This window comes from Streptococcus mitis (genome assembly GCF_023109235.1).
GTDB lineage: Bacteria > Bacillota > Bacilli > Lactobacillales > Streptococcaceae > Streptococcus > Streptococcus mitis_DA.
This window is the reverse complement of record NZ_JALDUC010000001.1, coordinates 98619-114517: the sequence shown is the minus strand read 5'-3', so window position 1 is coordinate 114517 and position 15899 is coordinate 98619. Positions and strand designations below refer to the sequence as shown.

The window sequence follows — 15899 nt, the reverse complement described above, 5'->3', positions numbered from 1 at the left end:
TCTCCTTATTCTGCTTCACGTTTTACGAATTTACATTTAACTGGCAGTTTGTGGCTAGCAAGACGAAGCGCTTCGCGAGCGATCTCTTCAGATACACCAGCGATTTCGAACATCACTTTACCACGTTTAACTGGTGCTACCCAACCTTCAGGTGCCCCTTTACCAGATCCCATACGCACACCGATAGCTTTAGCAGTGTATGATTTGTGTGGGAAGATTTTAATCCAAACTTTACCACCACGTTTCATGTAACGAGTCATGGCGATACGAGCAGCTTCGATTTGGCGGTTAGTGATCCAGTGGCTAGTTGTAGCTTGAAGACCGTATTCACCGAATGCTACTTCTTTTCCACCTTTTGCTTCACCGCGCATTTTTCCACGGAATTCACGACGGTGTTTAACACGTTTAGGTACTAACATTGGTTATTTACCTCCTTTAGTGTTTTTGCGAGCTGGAAGAACTTCACCACGGTAGATCCATACTTTAACACCAAGTTTACCGTATGTAGTATCTGCTTCTTCCCAAGCGTAATCGATATCTGCACGAAGTGTGTGAAGTGGAACAGTTCCTTCAGAGTATCCTTCAGCACGGGCAATATCTGCACCGTTCAAACGACCTGATACTTGTGTCTTAATTCCTTTAGCTCCAGCACGCATTGCACGTTGGATTGCTTGTTTTTGTGCACGACGGAAAGCAACACGTTGCTCCAATTGACGAGCAATTCCTTCACCTACAAGGTGAGCATCCAAATCAGGTTGTTTGATTTCGATGATGTTGATGTGGACTTGTTTTCCAGTCAATTTGTTAAGTTTCGCACGGAGTGCATCAACGTTAGCACCACCTTTACCGATAACCATACCTGGTTTAGCAGTGTGAAGTGAAACGTTAACTTTGTTTACTGCGCGTTCGATTTCGATAGTTGAAACTGCTGCGTCAGCAAGTTCTTTTTGAACGAATTTACGGATTGCAAGATCTTCATGAAGGTAATCCGCGTATTCTTTTTCAGCATACCATTTGGCATCCCAATCACGGATGATGCCGACACGCATACCAATTGGATGTACTTTTTGACCCACGATTTTACCTCCTTATTTTTCTGCAACAGCTACAGTGATGTGAGCTGTACGTTTGTTGATTGGTGAAGCTGAACCTTTCGCACGTGGACGGAAACGTTTCATAGTTGGTCCTTCGTTTGCGAATGCTTCAGATACTACCAAGTTAGCTTTATCCAAACCAAAGTTGTTTTCAGCATTAGCTACAGCTGAGTTCAAAACTTTCAAGATGATTTCAGCAGCTTTGTTTGGAGTGAATGTCAAGATTGCGATTGCATCGGCTACGCTTTTACCACGGATGTTATCAAGAACAAGACGTGATTTACGAGGTGAAACACGTACTGTACGAGCCATTGCTTTAGCTGAAGTAATTTCTGCCATTTATGTTCTCCTTATTTTCTACGTGTTTTCTTGTCGTCTGCAGCGTGACCTTTGTAAGTACGAGTTGGTGCAAATTCACCAAGTTTGTGACCTACCATGTCTTCTTGGATGTAAACAGGTACGTGTTTACGTCCGTCATAAACTGCAATAGTGTAACCAATGAAACTTGGGAAGATCGTTGAACGACGTGACCAAGTTTTAATAACTTTTTTCTTTTCGTCGTTAGCTTGAGCTTCAACTTTTTTCATTAAATGCTCATCGACGAAAGGTCCTTTTTTAAGACTGCGTCCCATTTTTATATTTTCTCCTTTAAATGTTGTACCACAGCGGCTTGCGCTCCATAGGAGCGCTACCGAGCTGGCGGATTTACTAGTTGCTTAAGCGACTAGTTTAATATTATTTCTCGTTGCGACGACGAACGATAAGTTTGTCAGATTTCGCTTTCTTATTACGAGTTTTAAGACCAAGAGCAGGTTTGCCCCATGGAGTAGATGGTGCTTTACGACCAACTGGTGCTTTACCTTCACCACCACCGTGTGGGTGATCGTTAGGGTTCATTACAGAACCACGAACTGTTGGGCGGATACCTTTCCAACGGCTACGTCCTGCTTTACCAAGGTTTACAAGTCCATGTTGTTCGTTTCCGACGACACCAACTGTAGCACGGCAAGTTCCAAGAATCATACGAACTTCACCTGATTGAAGACGAACAAGAACGTATTTACCTTCAGAACCCAATACTTGAGCAGATGCTCCAGCAGCACGTACCAATTCACCACCACGACCTGGTTTCAACTCGATGTTGTGGATCAAAGTACCAACTGGAATGTTAGCAAGTGGAAGAGCGTTTCCGACTTTGATATCTGCTTCTGGACCAGAAACGATACGTTGACCTACTTCAAGACCTTTTGGAGCGATGATGTATGCTTTCACACCGTCAGTGTAGTGTACAAGAGCGATGTTTGCAGAACGGTTTGGATCGTACTCGATTGTTTTAACAACTGCTTCAACGTTGTCTTTGTTACGTTTGAAGTCAACCAAACGGTAGAAACGTTTGTGTCCACCACCTTGGTGACGAACTGTGATACGACCGTTGTTGTTACGACCAGCCTTGCTCTTCAATGCAACAAGCAATGATTTTTCAGGAGTGCTTGTTGTGATTTCAGCGAAATCCAAAGAAGTCATATTACGGCGACCGTTTGTTGTTGGTTTATAAACACGAATTCCCACGATATTTCCTCCTTAGATTATTCAGCTTCAGCAGCAAACAACTCGATTGCTTTAGAATCAGCTGTAAGTGTGATGATAGCTTTTTTAGTTTTGTTAGTAAAACCAGTGTAACGTCCAACACGTTTAGCTTTTGGTTTTACGTTGATTGTGTTAACATTGGCAACTTTAACACCTTCGAAAGCAGCTTCAACAGCTTGCTTGATCAAAAGTTTGTGTGCACGAGTGTCAACTTCAAATACATATTTACCTGCTTCAAGTTGAGCCATTGAGCTTTCAGTGATTACAGGTTTTTTGATAACATCATACAAATTCATTATGCAAGAACCTCCTCGATTTTAGAGATAGCTGCTTGTGTGACAAGAAGTTTGTCGCTATTTGCGATGTCAAGAACACTTGCAGTTGTAGCAGTTGCAACTTTCACGTTTGGAAGGTTACGAGCTGAAAGAGCTGCGAATTCATTTCCTTCTTCAAGGATAACAAGAACTTTAGAATCGATGCTCAATGCTGCAAGAACTTTTGCAAATTCAGCAGTTTTTGGAGCTGTAAATGAAAGAGCGTCTACAGCTACGAATTTGTTTTCAGCAACTTTTTCAGAGTAAACTGATTTAAGAGCTAGGCGACGAACTTTTTGTGGAAGTTTGTAGCCGTATGAACGTGGAGTTGGTCCGAAGACAACACCACCACCACGCCATTGTGGTGAGCGGATAGAACCTTGACGAGCACGTCCAGTTCCTTTTTGACGCCATGGTTTGCGTCCACCACCTGATACTGCAGAGCGGTTTTTAACAGCGTGTGTTCCTTGACGAAGACTTGCGCGTTGGCTGATGATCACATCAAACACAACTGATTCATTTGGTTCGATACCAAATACTGCATCGTTAAGAACAACTTGGCCAGCTTCTTTACCAGTTTGGTCAAATAATGTTACGTTTGCCATTGTGACTGATTTCCCCTTTCTTTATTATTTACCAGCTTTAACTGCTGATTTGATAGTGATAAGAGATTTCTTAGCACCTGGTACGTTACCTTTGATAAGGATAACGTTCTTTTCTGGAACAACTTGTACAACTTCAAGGTTTTGAATTGTTACGCGGTCTCCACCCATACGTCCTGCAAGGTTTTTACCTTTGAATACACGGTTAGGTGCAACAGGTCCCATAGAACCTGGACGACGGTGGTAACGAGAACCGTGAGCCATTGGTCCACGTGATTGTCCGTGGCGTTTGATAACACCTTGGAAACCTTTACCTTTAGAAGTACCAGTTACGTCAACAACGTCTCCAGCTGCGAATGTTTCAACTGTGATTTCAGCACCAACTTCCAAGCCTTCAACGTTTTTGAATTCACGAATGAAGCGCTTAGGAGCCGTGTTAGCTTTCGCTACATGTCCTTTAGCAGGTTTGTTGCTCAATACTTCGCGTTTGTCATCGAAACCAACTTGGATAGCGTTGTATCCGTCTGTTTCAACAGTTTTAACTTGAAGAACAACGTTTGGAGTTGCTTCAATAACTGTTACAGGGATCAATTCGCCAGCTTCAGTGAAGATTTGAGTCATTCCCACTTTTTTCCCTAAGATTCCTTTTGTCATGAGAAAATAGTTCCTTTTCTATATTTTTTATTCAAAAAGTTTTTAACGAGCGTTTTTTATGCTCAAGGTATCAAGCTTTAGATTAAAGTTTGATTTCTACGTTTACACCACTTGGAAGATCCAATTTCATCAAAGCATCAACTGTTTTTTGAGTTGGGTTAACGATATCGATCAAACGTTTGTGTGTACGCATTTCAAATTGTTCGCGAGAGTCTTTGTATTTGTGAGTCGCACGAATGATTGTGTAGAGGCTACGTTCAGTTGGAAGTGGGATTGGACCCGCAACTTGTGCACCTGTACGAGTAGCTGATTCTACGATTTTTGCAGCCGCTGTGTCAAGCGTACGGTGTTCGTAAGCTTTCAAACGGATACGGATTTTTTTGTTTGCCATCTTTTTCTCCTTTTCGTCTATTTAAGATAATAGGCTAGCTCCACAAGAAAACCGACGCGGTGTTGCGTGGCAATGCAACCGAGCGTGTCGCAACCTCTTGCATCAAAGCTAAAGCTGTAATTTACAGCACCATAATAGAATAACACAAAGCTCCTGCGATTGCAAGGGATTTGTTGCTGTTTTTTCGTTTTTTTTACGATGAAACTGTTTTCCTATTTTTTCTTTCTAAAATTAAGGATTTTCTTCTATAATAAGTTGAGTTCTCTTGACATCAAATTTATCTTCTGATTGGTCCACTAATATATCCGCTTTAGACTCAGTTTCTTTATAGTATCTCAAATACTGCTCTCGTCTCATCTGATGACTAGCTAATATAAAGGATGCATCGCTATTTCTTACAGTCGTATCTCGAGCTAGACGCCTCTTTAATTCAGTCTCCTCATCTGTGTAGAAACAAATGGTTTTATCAAAGAGTCCCTTGGGTAGAAAGCCCACAGACATCCCTTCGACTATCAGAATTGGTTTTGCTCCATACAAGACCTCGCTAGCCTTCCAAGGTTCTTCAATTGTTAAAAGATCCATACCCGCCTGTAAGGCGAGGATATCTCTCTGCAAACTCGCCAGTTCATGCGCCACTGGCAAACAGGCTGTCAACTTTTGATTTGGCGCGTCCTTTGGTACTACCATATTACGGCCTGAGGTGATATAAGGATCTGTCTCTAGCAAATTTACTGTAGTAGAATCTAAGGCTTGGTACAATTCCTGTGCAAAGGTTGATTTACCTGAAGCTCCATGGCCGTATATTCCCAGTGTCCTGACTTTCCCCGTTTCGATCTCTGAGATTAGTTGGTCTATTAAGTCGTTTTTCTTCATCCTCTCTTCACCTGTTCATAGCTTTCTTTTCCGTCATTGAGTTTGTCCCAAATCACTACTTGCCCACTTTGGAGGGATTTTTGCACATCGATAATTCGTTGATTGGACGAACCTCGGAACTGAAGCATGAGATTTCGTTTAGTTCGATCATACCGTCCATCTACAAGAATGTCAATCAATGATAAGAGTTCCAGTTTATCTGGAGTTTCCAACATCATTTCTTCCCATGTATAGCCGGTCCATGACCAGATATCCTTATTTGGCAATTCCTTTCGAATGCGCTTAACGAGCGGCAAAAGAATGCCCGTGTTTAGAAAAGGCTCCCCTCCTAGCAAAGTCAAGCCTTGAACATAGGGTTGGGCAAGGTCTGCCATAATCTGCTCTTCTAACTCTGCCGTATAGGGAATGCCTGCATTGAAAGACCAGGTCGCTACATTATAACAACCCTCGCAGTGAAACATGCAGCCTGATACATAGAGAGAGTTGCGCACACCCTCTCCATCTACAAAGTTAAAGGCCTTGTAATCAATAATCCGACCTTGACTGAGTTCCTCGCTTTTCCATTCTTGTGGTTTTGGATTATTCATTCACTACCTCTATCCAATAACGCTCGACTCCATTACGAACATCTTCAAGAATTCCTCCATTTGCTAGAATGACTGCTCTGCTGGCAGGATTATTCACGCTACAGGTTACAAGAGCTTTCTTAATATTCTTTTCCTTAGCAACTTGCAAGCCCTGACGGAGAGTTTCTTTCGCATAGCCTTTGCCTCTTTTAGAAGGACGGATGGAGTAGCCGATATGACCACCTGCTTCTAGTAGAAAGTTACTGAGGCGCAATCGGAGATTAAGAAATCCAACTGCTTGACCTTTCTCAGAAAAAGCTACTAACTGAATTGCAGGAACCCATCCTTCAGGCAGGTCAATCCCCATTTCTTGATTCTGATTACTTTCCAACCACTCTTCATACACAAAGTTCTCTGCATCCCAGAAACCACCGTCGTGAGGCGACTGATATTTTTCAAACTCTGCCATCATCTCTAAAACTGTTTCTTTATCTGCTAATCTTGGTCTGCGTAATTTCATCCTTACCTCCCACTAAGAGAAAAGCGAGAGCTGACTCTCACTTTTATTTTTTCTTATTCTTGTTTAAAAATTGTTCTCTGAGGCTAAGCAAACGTTCTTTTTTACCAGCTCCACCTTTAGAGTGTTTCTCGTGATAACGGGTCACTTGTGCACGGCCCTTATCGTCTAATTGATATTTTCCCATTTCATTTCTTTCTAATTTGTTACTTGATGCCCAGCTATTTTAATCGTTGAACCATTCATATGTTTGACACGCGCTGCGATTTCCTTGTGACGCCCATTGACCATAGGTCTCGCTTGAGGATTGCCTAAATAGCCACAAGTTCGTTTGACCACATCTACTGTTTTAGGGTCGCTATTCCCACAGTTTGGACAAGCAAATCCTCTCTCAGTTGGTTCAAAATCTCCTTCAAAATCACACTTGTAGCAACGGTCTATTGGAGTATTGGTCCCAAGATAGCCCACACGGTCATAAGCATAATCCCAGACAGCTTCCAAGGCTTTAGGATTTTGCTGGAGGACTGGATACTCACAGTAATGGATGAAACCACCTGACGCACCTGCTTCTGGATAGATTTTTTCAAAGTCCAATTTTTCAAACGGTGTTGGATTTTTACGAACATCGTAGTGGAAAGAATTGGTGTAGTATTCCTTATCTGTAATATCAGGAATAGAACCAAACTTGTCTGTATCTAGTCGACAAAAACGGTCTGTCAAACTTTCAGATGGTGTTGAGTAGATAGAGAAATGGTAGCCATATTGGTCAGACCACTCTTCTACACGGCGTTTCATATCGCGAATGATATCCAGCGTGAATTCCTTAGCATTTGGATTACTTTCCCAGCTGTTACCAAAGAAAACTGTCGCTACTTCATACAAGCCGATATAGCCCAGCGAAACGGTTGCGCGACGATTCTTAAAGAGCTGGTCAACACTTTCTTCTTTACCTAGACGATGGCCAAAAGCACCGTACTGATAGAGGATAGGAGCATTCGCTGGTGTCGCCTCTTTAGTGCGTTCGACACGATAAACAAGAGCATCTTCAGCGATATTCATCCGCTCGTTGAAGATTTCCCAGAACTTATTCATGTCTCCCTCAGACTCGAGGGCGATGCGAGGCAGGTTAACCGTCACAACACCCAGATTCATGCGACCTGAATTGACTTCTATGCCATTCTCGTCTTTCCATCCTTGAAGGAAAGAACGACAGCCCATAGGAACTTTGAAAGAACCTGTCAACTCAACAATCTTATCATAGGACAAAACATCTGGGTACATCCGTTTGGTTGCGCACTCTAGAGCCAACTGCTTGATGTCGTAGTTGGGTGTCCCTTCCTCTAAGTTGAGTCCTCTTTTAAGCGTGAAAATAAGTTTAGGAAAGATAGCCGTACGATGTTCTGAACCGAGGCCCTTAATGCGAATGTTTAAGATAGCTTTTTGAATTTCACGCTCAAAACGATTGGTTCCTAGACCAAAACCTAGCGAAGTGAAAGGTGTTTGTCCATTTGAAGTGAAGAGGGTGTTGATTTCATACTCAAGAGATTGCATGGCATCATAGATGTCCTTTTGCGTTTTCTTCCAAGCGTAATCTTCCCGTTTTTCAGGTAAGACCCACTCTTCCGCATCTTTGAGGTGTTTTTGGTAATTCTTCTCTGCATAAGGCGCCAAAACTTCATCGATACGGTCAGCTGAACAGCCACCGTACTGGCTAGAAGCAACGTTGGCGATAATTTGAGAAATCTGAGCTGTCGCAGTCTGGATAGACTTGGGACTTTCTACCTCTGCATTTCCAATCTTAAAGCCATTCTCCAACATACCTTTAAAATCAATCAAACAGCAGTTAGTCATAGGTGTGTAGGGGCTATAATCCAAATCATGATAGTGGATATCCCCCTTTTGGTGGGCATTGGCTACGTGCTTAGGGAGCATTTGCAGTCCGATTGATTTCCCAACAATCCCCGCCGTCAAATCACGCTGGGTGTTAAAGACATCGCTGTCTTTATTAGCATTTTCATTGACAACGGCCTGGTCTTTGTTGAGAAGTTTATGGATGCTAAAGTTGATATCTGTCGCTTTTGAACGCTCAAAATCCCTTTGTGTCCGATAAGTAATATACTCCTCAGCTAGCGCATATTCTTTGGCTTCAAGGAGTTCATGTTCTACGATATTTTGAATTTCGTAAATCTTAACCCCCTGTGGAAAGCGACTATGAATTTCTGTGACAATTCGCTCGGTCAGAGCATTGAGGCGTTTTTCGACCAGGGGTGTCACATCCATAACCTTGTCAGCCGCCTTGTGGAGAGCCTTGTCAATCTTGTCCACATCAAATACAACACGTCTCCCATCTCGTTTTTCAACGAAGAGAGTTGGCAAAATTGTAATTTTTTCTTCTAGTGCAATCATATGCATGCTCTTTTCTAAAATGTTCTTTCTAAAAAGTATTATACCACTCTAAAAAGAAAAATCAATATCTTGTGTTAAAAATCCTAAAATTTTTAAAAATACACAAGATATTGATTTTGTTATTTAATTTTATAGACTTTAAACTCTGAGTAATCAGTCTTTACTTGTTGGTAATTTTCTTTCAAAATTGTTTCCACTTCAGACCAGACTGCTACCTTATCATTCACCACAATCACCTTAGGTTGGTTTTCTTTCAAGTCATTGATTAAACTAGTTTTATTCTCTTCTGTACTCGTGTAAAGAAGAGGTGATGGGAACATGGATCCAGCCAAACGCTGGCTTTCTTTATACATCTGAACATGTGAATCCCAAATATAGATTTGGTCACCATCACTCGTCTCTTGTTTGACTCTATCTACCACTTGATGTTGTTCTCTATAAGAAGCTGGATGCAAGACAAAACGAGCTACAAAAGGAATTGCAATCAGATAAACCACCACTAGGATCGGTAAGTAGAGATTCCCTTTCATGAATTTTTTCCATAGAGTAGGAACTTCCTCTCTTCTCCGACGACGAGCTCCTCTAGCTGAATGTTTCCCACGAATACTGGTCATCAAAAGAAGGAGTAAAAATGGAAGGATTAGAATCAAACGCGAACCGTGAAGAGGTTCTTGAGAAAAAAGCAACAAGGCTAATACAAATAAGAAAGTAAAACTAGCTGGTACTGAAATAACATATAATCTTGATGCCTTTGATTGGAACAATCCTAGAAAAACAAGGAAGAGAGCTCCTAAACCAAAGGTCAACAAACCATAGAATACAACATTATCCATTAGTTGAGGATTCAAGACCTGAAGGGAATCAATCGGATATAAAAGACTCCCTAGAGCCTCTCCAAAACCACCTGAAGCAAGAACATAATATCCTACTGGGTAAAAGATGAGAGAAAAGCCAAGTGCTGCTGCAAAAAACTGATAAACTCCATGAGCAAGGCGGCCATGCCCAACATTAAAGACAAATAAACCAATCGTTACTACTGCAGTAAAGAGAAGACTTGTAAGAGGCTCTATGAAAAATGATAGACCCAAAAAGATCCCCAGACGTAAAAATCCCTTGTCATGGTTAGGATTTGATAGATAAGATGCTATGAATGAAAATCCTGCAAACAGGAATGGCAGAGCTAAAATCGTAGCATAGCCTCCTCCAAAACCGAGACCAGATACCAAAATATAAAATATGGTTAGGAGTTGTTTGGCTTGTTCCCTTTGTCCCGTCAAATACTCTGTCGAAGAAAAGAGGAAATAACCTCCTCCTAAGAGGGCTAGCCATTCTACCAAGGCAAAAAGGATGCCTCCTTGGGTGATGTAAAGTAGCAAGTAATAAATAAGACCGTGACTAGCATAATAGCTACTGTAGAGCTGTCCTCCCTGATGTAAAGCCCACCCTATATACAAATCCTGAGCCTGAGAGGGACTTATCATATCTAAAAGTAAAGGTATCACCACAGAAAAAACCGTTGCAATCGTACTTCCAATGATGAGTCTGAAAAACGGGAAAGCTACCTGTTCTTCTTTTTCTACATGAGATTCAAGATTCCTATCCAGTCTATTTTCAATTTCATTACTCTGTATCGTTTCGGATACTTCTTCGATTCTGCCATATACAGCCATGTCGTTTCTCCTATTCAATTTATCTGTCTTAGTATATCAAAAAGACCTAAAATTGTCAGCTTGCGATGGGTGTTTGAGTGATTTTTTGCATAGTTTCACAAAAGTTTCAATTTCCCGGAATCGGTGTAAATGCGTCTGTTTAAATATCAGGATATAGTTTATTTCTTTCTGAGTCAGCATCATTCCCCCTCTATCTTTCTATTCGTAAAAGGCAAGAAAAATAGGACTGGTTTGTGTCCTAAGTCCTAGATTTCTTATAATATTGGGGCAAATAACTGGGCAATTTCCTTAATCAATTTTTGATACCAGCTATTTTTTATCGTATCTTGGAAAATTTCTTGCGAAACTGAAAAAATCTCCTGAAAATCTTTTTGAATCTCTGTGATTGATGCTGTTTTATATAGCAAAACTGCATTTTCATAGTGATGAAGTAAACTTCTATAATCTAAATTGATAGTCCCAACTGCAGCAAAGTCCTTATCCACTAGGATTTGTTTACTGTGGATAAAGCCTGGACTATACTCAAAAATCCTGACTCCTGCTGACAAAAGATCCGGATAGGCTCCTCTTGTTATGAGCTGGATTAATTTTTTATCCGGAATGAAAGGAGTCACGATGCGGACATCAACACCCCTCATGGCTGCATTTTTAATACTCTCAGTTAAATCATAGTCAATAATCAAATAGGGTGTTGTGATATAGACTGAATCAGTAGCCTGATTAATCAAACTTTGATAAACTTTTTTCCCTACTTGAGTACGGAAGATGGGCTTGGGTCCACTACCGTAAGGAATGCAGAGCCCTTGGCCAGAACAAGGCTGATTTTCCAGGTGATACTGGTCAAAATCGCTGATTTCCCAACGATTGATGTACCAAGTCATCAAAAAAAGACGGGTTAGAGCCTTGACACCAGGGCCATCTAAGCGAATCCCACTGTCCTTCCAATAGCCAAAGCGTTCTATATGATTGATGTACTCATCGGCTAAGTTAATGCCTCCTGTATAGGCTACCTGACCATCTATGACAAGGATTTTACGATGGTCCCGATTGTTGTAAGCCACCGTCAAACGAGGAATCACCTTATTAAACTTATGGGCTTCAATTCCTCGACTACGAAGTTGAATAGTATAGTCTCCAGGCAAAGTCGCCATACAGCCGATATCATCATAGAGCATCTTGACCTCTACACCCTGAGCTGCCTTTTGCTCTAGTATATCTAGTATGCTATTCCACATCAAACCTTCTTCGACAATATAGTACTCTAGAAAGATAAATTTCTCAGCTTTCTTGAGATCTTCCAACATATGTTGCCACATGCTTTCACCCGAAGAAAAGAATTGTGAATCTGTTCGATCATAGACATCGGCATTGCTATCCATACTTAGCAAAGATTTGATAACTCCGTAAGCCGCCTTATCATCTTCCTTCAATTTCTGGCGGAGAGCTTTACTGTTATCCTCCCGAAAATGCATAGAACCAAGTTTGTCCAACTGCTTGATTTCTTTTTTGGACAATCGCCTTTCACCAAACATCAGATAGAGCAAGGGTCCGATGACAGGAACAAAAGTTACCACTAACCACATTACTTTACTATCAGGTGTCATTGAACGATTGACAATTGCGACAATAGTCGCCATACTCATAAAGATTAAGAGAATAACCCATAGAATAGAAGCCATACGCCCTAAGTAAAGAAAGAGACCAAAAACAAGAGAAAGTTCAAGCAGCATAATCGAAAGACTAAAGCCATACTTGGACATTAATAATTGAAATTTTCTATATTTCATATCCCCTCCTTGATATTTTGATACTCAATGAAAAGCAAAGAGCAAACTAGGAAGCTAGCCGCAGGTTGCTCAAAACACTGTTTTGAGGTTGCAGATGGAAGCTGACGTGGTTTGAAGAGATTTTCGAAGAGTATGAATGCTAAAAACAGGTAATTGATACTAGTATAACTCAGGTATTCGGTAGAAGGCAAGTATTTATAATCATTTTTCTGAGTAATCATAAAAGAGACTGACAAAACCAGTCTCTTTCTAGTCTATTTTGATAAAACAATGCGATCAGACGCTTCTCTATCCATATCGTCAATAATCATCTGATTTCCATTAATTGCATAAATCTTGGCATCATCCCCAATAATCATGCGTTGATTTGCAGCATCAAATGTGACCTGTTTGACTTTCTGATCCCCGTCAGATTCTAGCTTAGTCCATGTACCTGTTGTTCCAGTTACCACTAGAGTAATACGATCTCCGTCATCTTGGCCTGTATAAGTCCCATCAATGTCAGTCGGTTGAGCAACAGGTTGGTTCTGTACTGGAGCTGCTTGATTTTGATTACTTCCTGCATTTGCAGTATTGGTATTCTGTTGAGCAGGTTGCTGAGCAGGCTGTTGGACCTGTTGCTGAGCTACTGGTTGTTGAACCTGTTGAGCTCTTTGTGAACAAGCTACTAAGAGACTAAGACTTGCTAGAGAAGCAAGAGAAAGTGTGAATCTTTTTAATTTCATGATGAATTTCCTTTCTGCTACCAATTTAGAGAATTTTCTTTTAACTGGTAGTTTACCTAGTATAACAAGTTCAAAAAAGGTGGTCAATTTATCTGCTCACGGTTCAGCAGGTAGCCTCGTACTTCTGAGATAAAGTAGAGAGACCCTGTAACGAACAGCAAATCCTGCGCGTCGACTCTTTCTTCAAAACTACTGATAAATTCTCGGTAGGAAGGAACTATATCATAACCTGTTACATCTGTCTCATCTAAAGAACCTTGATAGTCAAAGCCAGTCACCTTGAGTTCCACTTGAGGTAAATTTTCAGTCAGATAAGCCAACATTCCTTGATAATCCTTACGTTTCAAGGCTCCAAAAAGGATTTGAGGACGATAACCTTCCTGCTCTTTTTCTTTGATAAATTCAGCCAAGCGAGTCAAGGCAGGGAGGTTATGAGCACCGTCCAAGTAAATCTGCGGGCGAATACGCTCCAAACGACCAGCCCAATGGGTCTTATCCAAAGCATGTCTTACAACCTGTTCATCAACAGTTTCCCTTCCTTCTCTCATAAAGAGAAGAAACGTTTGCAACGCCAAGGCCGCATTCTCCTGCTGATAAGCTCCTTCTAAGCCTATTTTCAGCTGTGAAAGAGTACCCAAAGAACTTGAAAAATCGCCATTCAGCATCGAAAAATCCTGGTCTGCCCGATAAAGGTCAACAGTTAAAGATTCGGCTTTTTTCTGACAGACAAGCCTAGCTTCTGGGGCCAGCTTAGCAATCACTGCCTTCTTACCAGCCTTGAAAATACCAGATTTCTGTTCTGCAATTGCTTCTAGACTATCACCCAAGGTCTCCTGATGGTCGAGCCCGATGGAGGTGATAACAGCAATCTCTCCAGTTACCACATTGGTCGTGTCAAGTAAGCCACCAATTCCCACTTCTAATAAAACCAAATCCACCTCTTGCTCCCTAAAATAAAGAAAAGCAATCAAGGTCAGCAATTCAAAAAAGGACAACTGGTCATGGGTTTGCAGAAGCGTTTTTTCCATCTCCTTGACCTGCTCAGCCAAACGGATAAAGTCTGCATCAGCTATTGGTTGCCCATTAATGCAGATTCGGTCATTGATAGAGATGATATGAGGAGAGGTAAAGGTCGCAACTTTCTTTCCATGCCCCATAAATAACTCCCTCATAAAAGCAATGGTAGATCCTTTCCCATTAGTCCCAGTGACGTGGATAATAGGGTAAGACTTATCGGGATTTCCTAACAAATCCACCGCTTGCTGCATTCGATCCAAGCCTGATCGAAAATTCAAACCAATCCGACTATGGAGCCATTCTTCTACTTCAAACATATACATCTCCTTGACAAAAGTCCAATCAATTACCGCATCAAAGCATGATGACTAACAAAAAACGAGGCCAGGATTTTCGTCCCAACCTCTTACCTGGTTAGCTAATAACTAGCTACTATAAATGCTAACGTGGAGTAAAAATATCCACTGGATGTTCCAACTCTTCCAATTTCTAGGAGTTGGGGTAAAAATGTTCACTGAACATACCAGTTCTCTCTTATTTTAAGGAACTGGGCTAAAAACGTCCACTGGACATGCCTGCGTTTCTAATTTCTAGCACAGGGCTAAAAACGTCCCCCGGACTTACTGACGGTTTTTATTTTTAGCGTCAGGCTAAAAACGTCCCCCGGACGTTTTTACTCCTCCATAAAGCTGTTGAAGACTTCTTCAATCATATTCCATTCGTCTTCTGAGTCTTCAGGGATTGGTTGCAATTCGCCTTCTGTTCCATCTTCGTTTTCGATGAATGAGTAAGCTTGGATTTCAACTTGTCCGTCTTCGTCTTCTTCTGCGTTAACTGGTACTAGAAGAACATAGTTTTTACCAAATTCTTCTTTTCCATCAATGGTCAAAAGGATTTCAAACAAGGTTTCGTTCCCTTGTTCATCTACTAGTGTGATTAGTTCACGTTCTTCGTGGTCGTGGTTATGATCGTGTGACATAGTCTCTCCTTTGTATTAAAATTTTCTATCTAAATAATTTTGTAAAATCAGCTGAGCTGCTAACTTATCAATGACTTTCTTGCGCTTGTTACGGCTGATATCTGCTTGTTCAATCAACATGCGCTCTGCGGCAACTGTTGTCAAGCGTTCATCCTGATAGTCTACTGGTAAACCAAAAATCTCTTCCAGCTTTGCTCCGTAAGCTTGACTAGCTTCCACGCGCGGTCCGCTTGTATTGTTCATGTTTTTAGGCAAGCCCACTACAAATCGTTCCACCTTGTAAGTATCAACTAACTCCTTAACGCGGTCAAAACCAAATTGACCTTGCTCCTCATTGATTTGGATGATTTCAAGTCCTTGAGCTGTAAAACCGAGCGGATCGCTAATAGCCACCCCTACCGTTTTTGAACCAACGTCCAATCCCATAATTCTCATAGGTTATAGATCGACTCCTTGTCCTTTAAGGTAGTAGCGGACCAATTCCTCAACGATTTCATCACGCTCATACTTACGGATTTGATTTCGTGCATTATTATAACGAGGAACGTAGGCAGGGTCTCCACTCAATACGTAACCTACGATTTGGTTAATTGGGTTGTAGCCCTTATCGTTCAACGAAGCATAAACATCAGTCAAAGTTTCGCTAATTTCTTTTTTATTGGAATCGTCCAATTTAAAACGTACTGTTTCTTCAGTAAATCCCATTCTAACACCCTC

21 protein-coding genes are annotated in these 15899 nt (G+C 41.3%); all 21 read right to left on the bottom strand.

Annotated elements, in window-relative coordinates; genetic code table 11:
* Positions 1 to 5: 5 nt before the first annotated feature.
* Positions 6 to 419 carry a 50S ribosomal protein L16 gene (gene rplP / locus M1F55_RS00600; RefSeq protein WP_000960946.1) on the bottom strand — a complete coding sequence of 138 codons (414 nt, stop codon included), beginning with the start codon at positions 417 to 419 and terminating at the stop codon, positions 6 to 8.
* Between the two features lie 3 nt (positions 420 to 422).
* A complete protein-coding gene (rpsC, locus tag M1F55_RS00595; protein ID WP_000529936.1) occupies positions 423 to 1076 on the bottom strand; it encodes a 30S ribosomal protein S3 in 654 nt (217 codons plus the stop codon).
* A 12-nt stretch (positions 1077 to 1088) separates the two neighbouring features.
* On the bottom strand, positions 1089 to 1433 hold the full coding sequence (gene rplV, locus M1F55_RS00590) for a 50S ribosomal protein L22 (RefSeq protein ID WP_000818137.1): 345 nt from the start codon (positions 1431 to 1433) through the stop codon (positions 1089 to 1091).
* An 11-nt stretch (positions 1434 to 1444) separates the two neighbouring features.
* A complete protein-coding gene (gene rpsS, locus M1F55_RS00585; protein ID WP_000533766.1) occupies positions 1445 to 1726 on the bottom strand; it encodes a 30S ribosomal protein S19 in 282 nt (93 codons plus the stop codon).
* Between the two features lie 103 nt (positions 1727 to 1829).
* Positions 1830 to 2663, bottom strand: a complete 834-nt coding sequence (gene rplB, locus M1F55_RS00580) for a 50S ribosomal protein L2 (RefSeq protein ID WP_000512911.1) — start codon at positions 2661 to 2663, stop codon at positions 1830 to 1832.
* 17 nt (positions 2664 to 2680) lie between these two features.
* Positions 2681 to 2977 (bottom strand): 50S ribosomal protein L23, encoded by a 297-nt coding sequence (locus M1F55_RS00575; protein WP_001055347.1) that lies wholly within the window; start codon positions 2975 to 2977, stop codon positions 2681 to 2683.
* On the bottom strand, positions 2977 to 3600 hold the full coding sequence (rplD, locus tag M1F55_RS00570; RefSeq protein WP_000024537.1) for a 50S ribosomal protein L4: 624 nt from the start codon (positions 3598 to 3600) through the stop codon (positions 2977 to 2979). Before rplD ends, M1F55_RS00575 begins: the two co-directional genes overlap by 1 nt.
* Before the next feature lie 24 nt (positions 3601 to 3624).
* Positions 3625 to 4251, bottom strand: coding sequence for a 50S ribosomal protein L3 (gene rplC / locus M1F55_RS00565; protein WP_000160197.1), 627 nt, complete (start codon positions 4249 to 4251; stop codon positions 3625 to 3627).
* A gap of 82 nt (positions 4252 to 4333) precedes the next feature.
* Positions 4334 to 4642 (bottom strand): 30S ribosomal protein S10, encoded by a 309-nt coding sequence (gene rpsJ / locus M1F55_RS00560; protein WP_001284513.1) that lies wholly within the window; start codon positions 4640 to 4642, stop codon positions 4334 to 4336.
* 231 nt (positions 4643 to 4873) lie between these two features.
* Entirely contained in the window at positions 4874 to 5515 is a 642-nt protein-coding gene (locus M1F55_RS00555; RefSeq protein WP_247947069.1) for a uridine kinase family protein, read from the bottom strand.
* A complete protein-coding gene (gene nrdG / locus M1F55_RS00550) occupies positions 5512 to 6102 on the bottom strand; it encodes an anaerobic ribonucleoside-triphosphate reductase activating protein (RefSeq protein WP_247947068.1) in 591 nt (196 codons plus the stop codon). The genes M1F55_RS00555 and nrdG overlap by 4 nt, the downstream gene beginning before the upstream one ends.
* Positions 6095 to 6601, bottom strand: coding sequence for a GNAT family N-acetyltransferase (locus tag M1F55_RS00545; RefSeq protein ID WP_247947067.1), 507 nt, complete (start codon positions 6599 to 6601; stop codon positions 6095 to 6097). Before M1F55_RS00545 ends, nrdG begins: the two co-directional genes overlap by 8 nt.
* Positions 6602 to 6644: 43 nt before the next feature.
* Positions 6645 to 6785, bottom strand: coding sequence for a hypothetical protein (locus tag M1F55_RS00540; RefSeq protein ID WP_000521621.1), 141 nt, complete (start codon positions 6783 to 6785; stop codon positions 6645 to 6647).
* An 11-nt stretch (positions 6786 to 6796) separates the two neighbouring features.
* A complete protein-coding gene (gene nrdD / locus M1F55_RS00535) occupies positions 6797 to 9004 on the bottom strand; it encodes an anaerobic ribonucleoside-triphosphate reductase (RefSeq protein WP_247947066.1) in 2208 nt (735 codons plus the stop codon).
* A gap of 119 nt (positions 9005 to 9123) precedes the next feature.
* A complete protein-coding gene (locus M1F55_RS00530) occupies positions 9124 to 10674 on the bottom strand; it encodes a damage-inducible protein CinA (RefSeq protein ID WP_247947065.1) in 1551 nt (516 codons plus the stop codon).
* A 254-nt stretch (positions 10675 to 10928) separates the two neighbouring features.
* Positions 10929 to 12461: a cardiolipin synthase gene (cls, locus tag M1F55_RS00525; protein WP_120719112.1), complete on the bottom strand. Its 1533-nt coding sequence runs from the start codon at positions 12459 to 12461 to the stop codon at positions 10929 to 10931.
* 254 nt (positions 12462 to 12715) lie between these two features.
* Positions 12716 to 13186, bottom strand: coding sequence for an SP_0198 family lipoprotein (locus M1F55_RS00520; protein WP_247947064.1), 471 nt, complete (start codon positions 13184 to 13186; stop codon positions 12716 to 12718).
* Between the two features lie 83 nt (positions 13187 to 13269).
* The gene (locus M1F55_RS00515) at positions 13270 to 14520 is read right to left on the bottom strand and encodes a folylpolyglutamate synthase/dihydrofolate synthase family protein (RefSeq protein WP_247947063.1); all 1251 of its coding nucleotides are present in this window, start codon (positions 14518 to 14520) and stop codon (positions 13270 to 13272) included.
* A 356-nt stretch (positions 14521 to 14876) separates the two neighbouring features.
* Positions 14877 to 15182, bottom strand: a complete 306-nt coding sequence (locus M1F55_RS00510; RefSeq protein WP_000017620.1) for a DUF1292 domain-containing protein — start codon at positions 15180 to 15182, stop codon at positions 14877 to 14879.
* A gap of 15 nt (positions 15183 to 15197) precedes the next feature.
* Positions 15198 to 15617, bottom strand: coding sequence for a Holliday junction resolvase RuvX (ruvX, locus tag M1F55_RS00505; protein WP_247947062.1), 420 nt, complete (start codon positions 15615 to 15617; stop codon positions 15198 to 15200).
* A gap of 3 nt (positions 15618 to 15620) precedes the next feature.
* A complete protein-coding gene (locus tag M1F55_RS00500) occupies positions 15621 to 15887 on the bottom strand; it encodes an IreB family regulatory phosphoprotein (protein ID WP_000507059.1) in 267 nt (88 codons plus the stop codon).
* Positions 15888 to 15899 lie beyond the last annotated feature (12 nt).

What these genes read in the sequence shown, in the direction of transcription:
- rplP (WP_000960946.1), bottom strand. Translation starts at nt 419, where the DNA reads ATGTTAGTACCTAAACGTGTTAAACACCGTCGTGAATTCCGTGGAAAA.
- rplV (WP_000818137.1), bottom strand. Translation starts at nt 1,433, where the DNA reads ATGGCAGAAATTACTTCAGCTAAAGCAATGGCTCGTACAGTACGTGTT.
- rpsS (WP_000533766.1), bottom strand. Translation starts at nt 1,726, where the DNA reads ATGGGACGCAGTCTTAAAAAAGGACCTTTCGTCGATGAGCATTTAATG.
- M1F55_RS00575 (WP_001055347.1), bottom strand. Translation starts at nt 2,977, where the DNA reads ATGAATTTGTATGATGTTATCAAAAAACCTGTAATCACTGAAAGCTCA.
- rplD (WP_000024537.1), bottom strand. Translation starts at nt 3,600, where the DNA reads ATGGCAAACGTAACATTATTTGACCAAACTGGTAAAGAAGCTGGCCAA.
- rplC (WP_000160197.1), bottom strand. Translation starts at nt 4,251, where the DNA reads ATGACAAAAGGAATCTTAGGGAAAAAAGTGGGAATGACTCAAATCTTC.
- rpsJ (WP_001284513.1), bottom strand. Translation starts at nt 4,642, where the DNA reads ATGGCAAACAAAAAAATCCGTATCCGTTTGAAAGCTTACGAACACCGT.
- M1F55_RS00555 (WP_247947069.1), bottom strand. Translation starts at nt 5,515, where the DNA reads ATGAAGAAAAACGACTTAATAGACCAACTAATCTCAGAGATCGAAACG.
- nrdG (WP_247947068.1), bottom strand. Translation starts at nt 6,102, where the DNA reads ATGAATAATCCAAAACCACAAGAATGGAAAAGCGAGGAACTCAGTCAA.
- M1F55_RS00545 (WP_247947067.1), bottom strand. Translation starts at nt 6,601, where the DNA reads ATGAAATTACGCAGACCAAGATTAGCAGATAAAGAAACAGTTTTAGAG.
- M1F55_RS00540 (WP_000521621.1), bottom strand. Translation starts at nt 6,785, where the DNA reads ATGGGAAAATATCAATTAGACGATAAGGGCCGTGCACAAGTGACCCGT.
- nrdD (WP_247947066.1), bottom strand. Translation starts at nt 9,004, where the DNA reads ATGATTGCACTAGAAGAAAAAATTACAATTTTGCCAACTCTCTTCGTT.
- M1F55_RS00530 (WP_247947065.1), bottom strand. Translation starts at nt 10,674, where the DNA reads ATGGCTGTATATGGCAGAATCGAAGAAGTATCCGAAACGATACAGAGT.
- cls (WP_120719112.1), bottom strand. Translation starts at nt 12,461, where the DNA reads ATGAAATATAGAAAATTTCAATTATTAATGTCCAAGTATGGCTTTAGT.
- M1F55_RS00520 (WP_247947064.1), bottom strand. Translation starts at nt 13,186, where the DNA reads ATGAAATTAAAAAGATTCACACTTTCTCTTGCTTCTCTAGCAAGTCTT.
- M1F55_RS00515 (WP_247947063.1), bottom strand. Translation starts at nt 14,520, where the DNA reads ATGTTTGAAGTAGAAGAATGGCTCCATAGTCGGATTGGTTTGAATTTT.
- M1F55_RS00510 (WP_000017620.1), bottom strand. Translation starts at nt 15,182, where the DNA reads ATGTCACACGATCATAACCACGACCACGAAGAACGTGAACTAATCACA.
- ruvX (WP_247947062.1), bottom strand. Translation starts at nt 15,617, where the DNA reads ATGAGAATTATGGGATTGGACGTTGGTTCAAAAACGGTAGGGGTGGCT.
- M1F55_RS00500 (WP_000507059.1), bottom strand. Translation starts at nt 15,887, where the DNA reads ATGGGATTTACTGAAGAAACAGTACGTTTTAAATTGGACGATTCCAAT.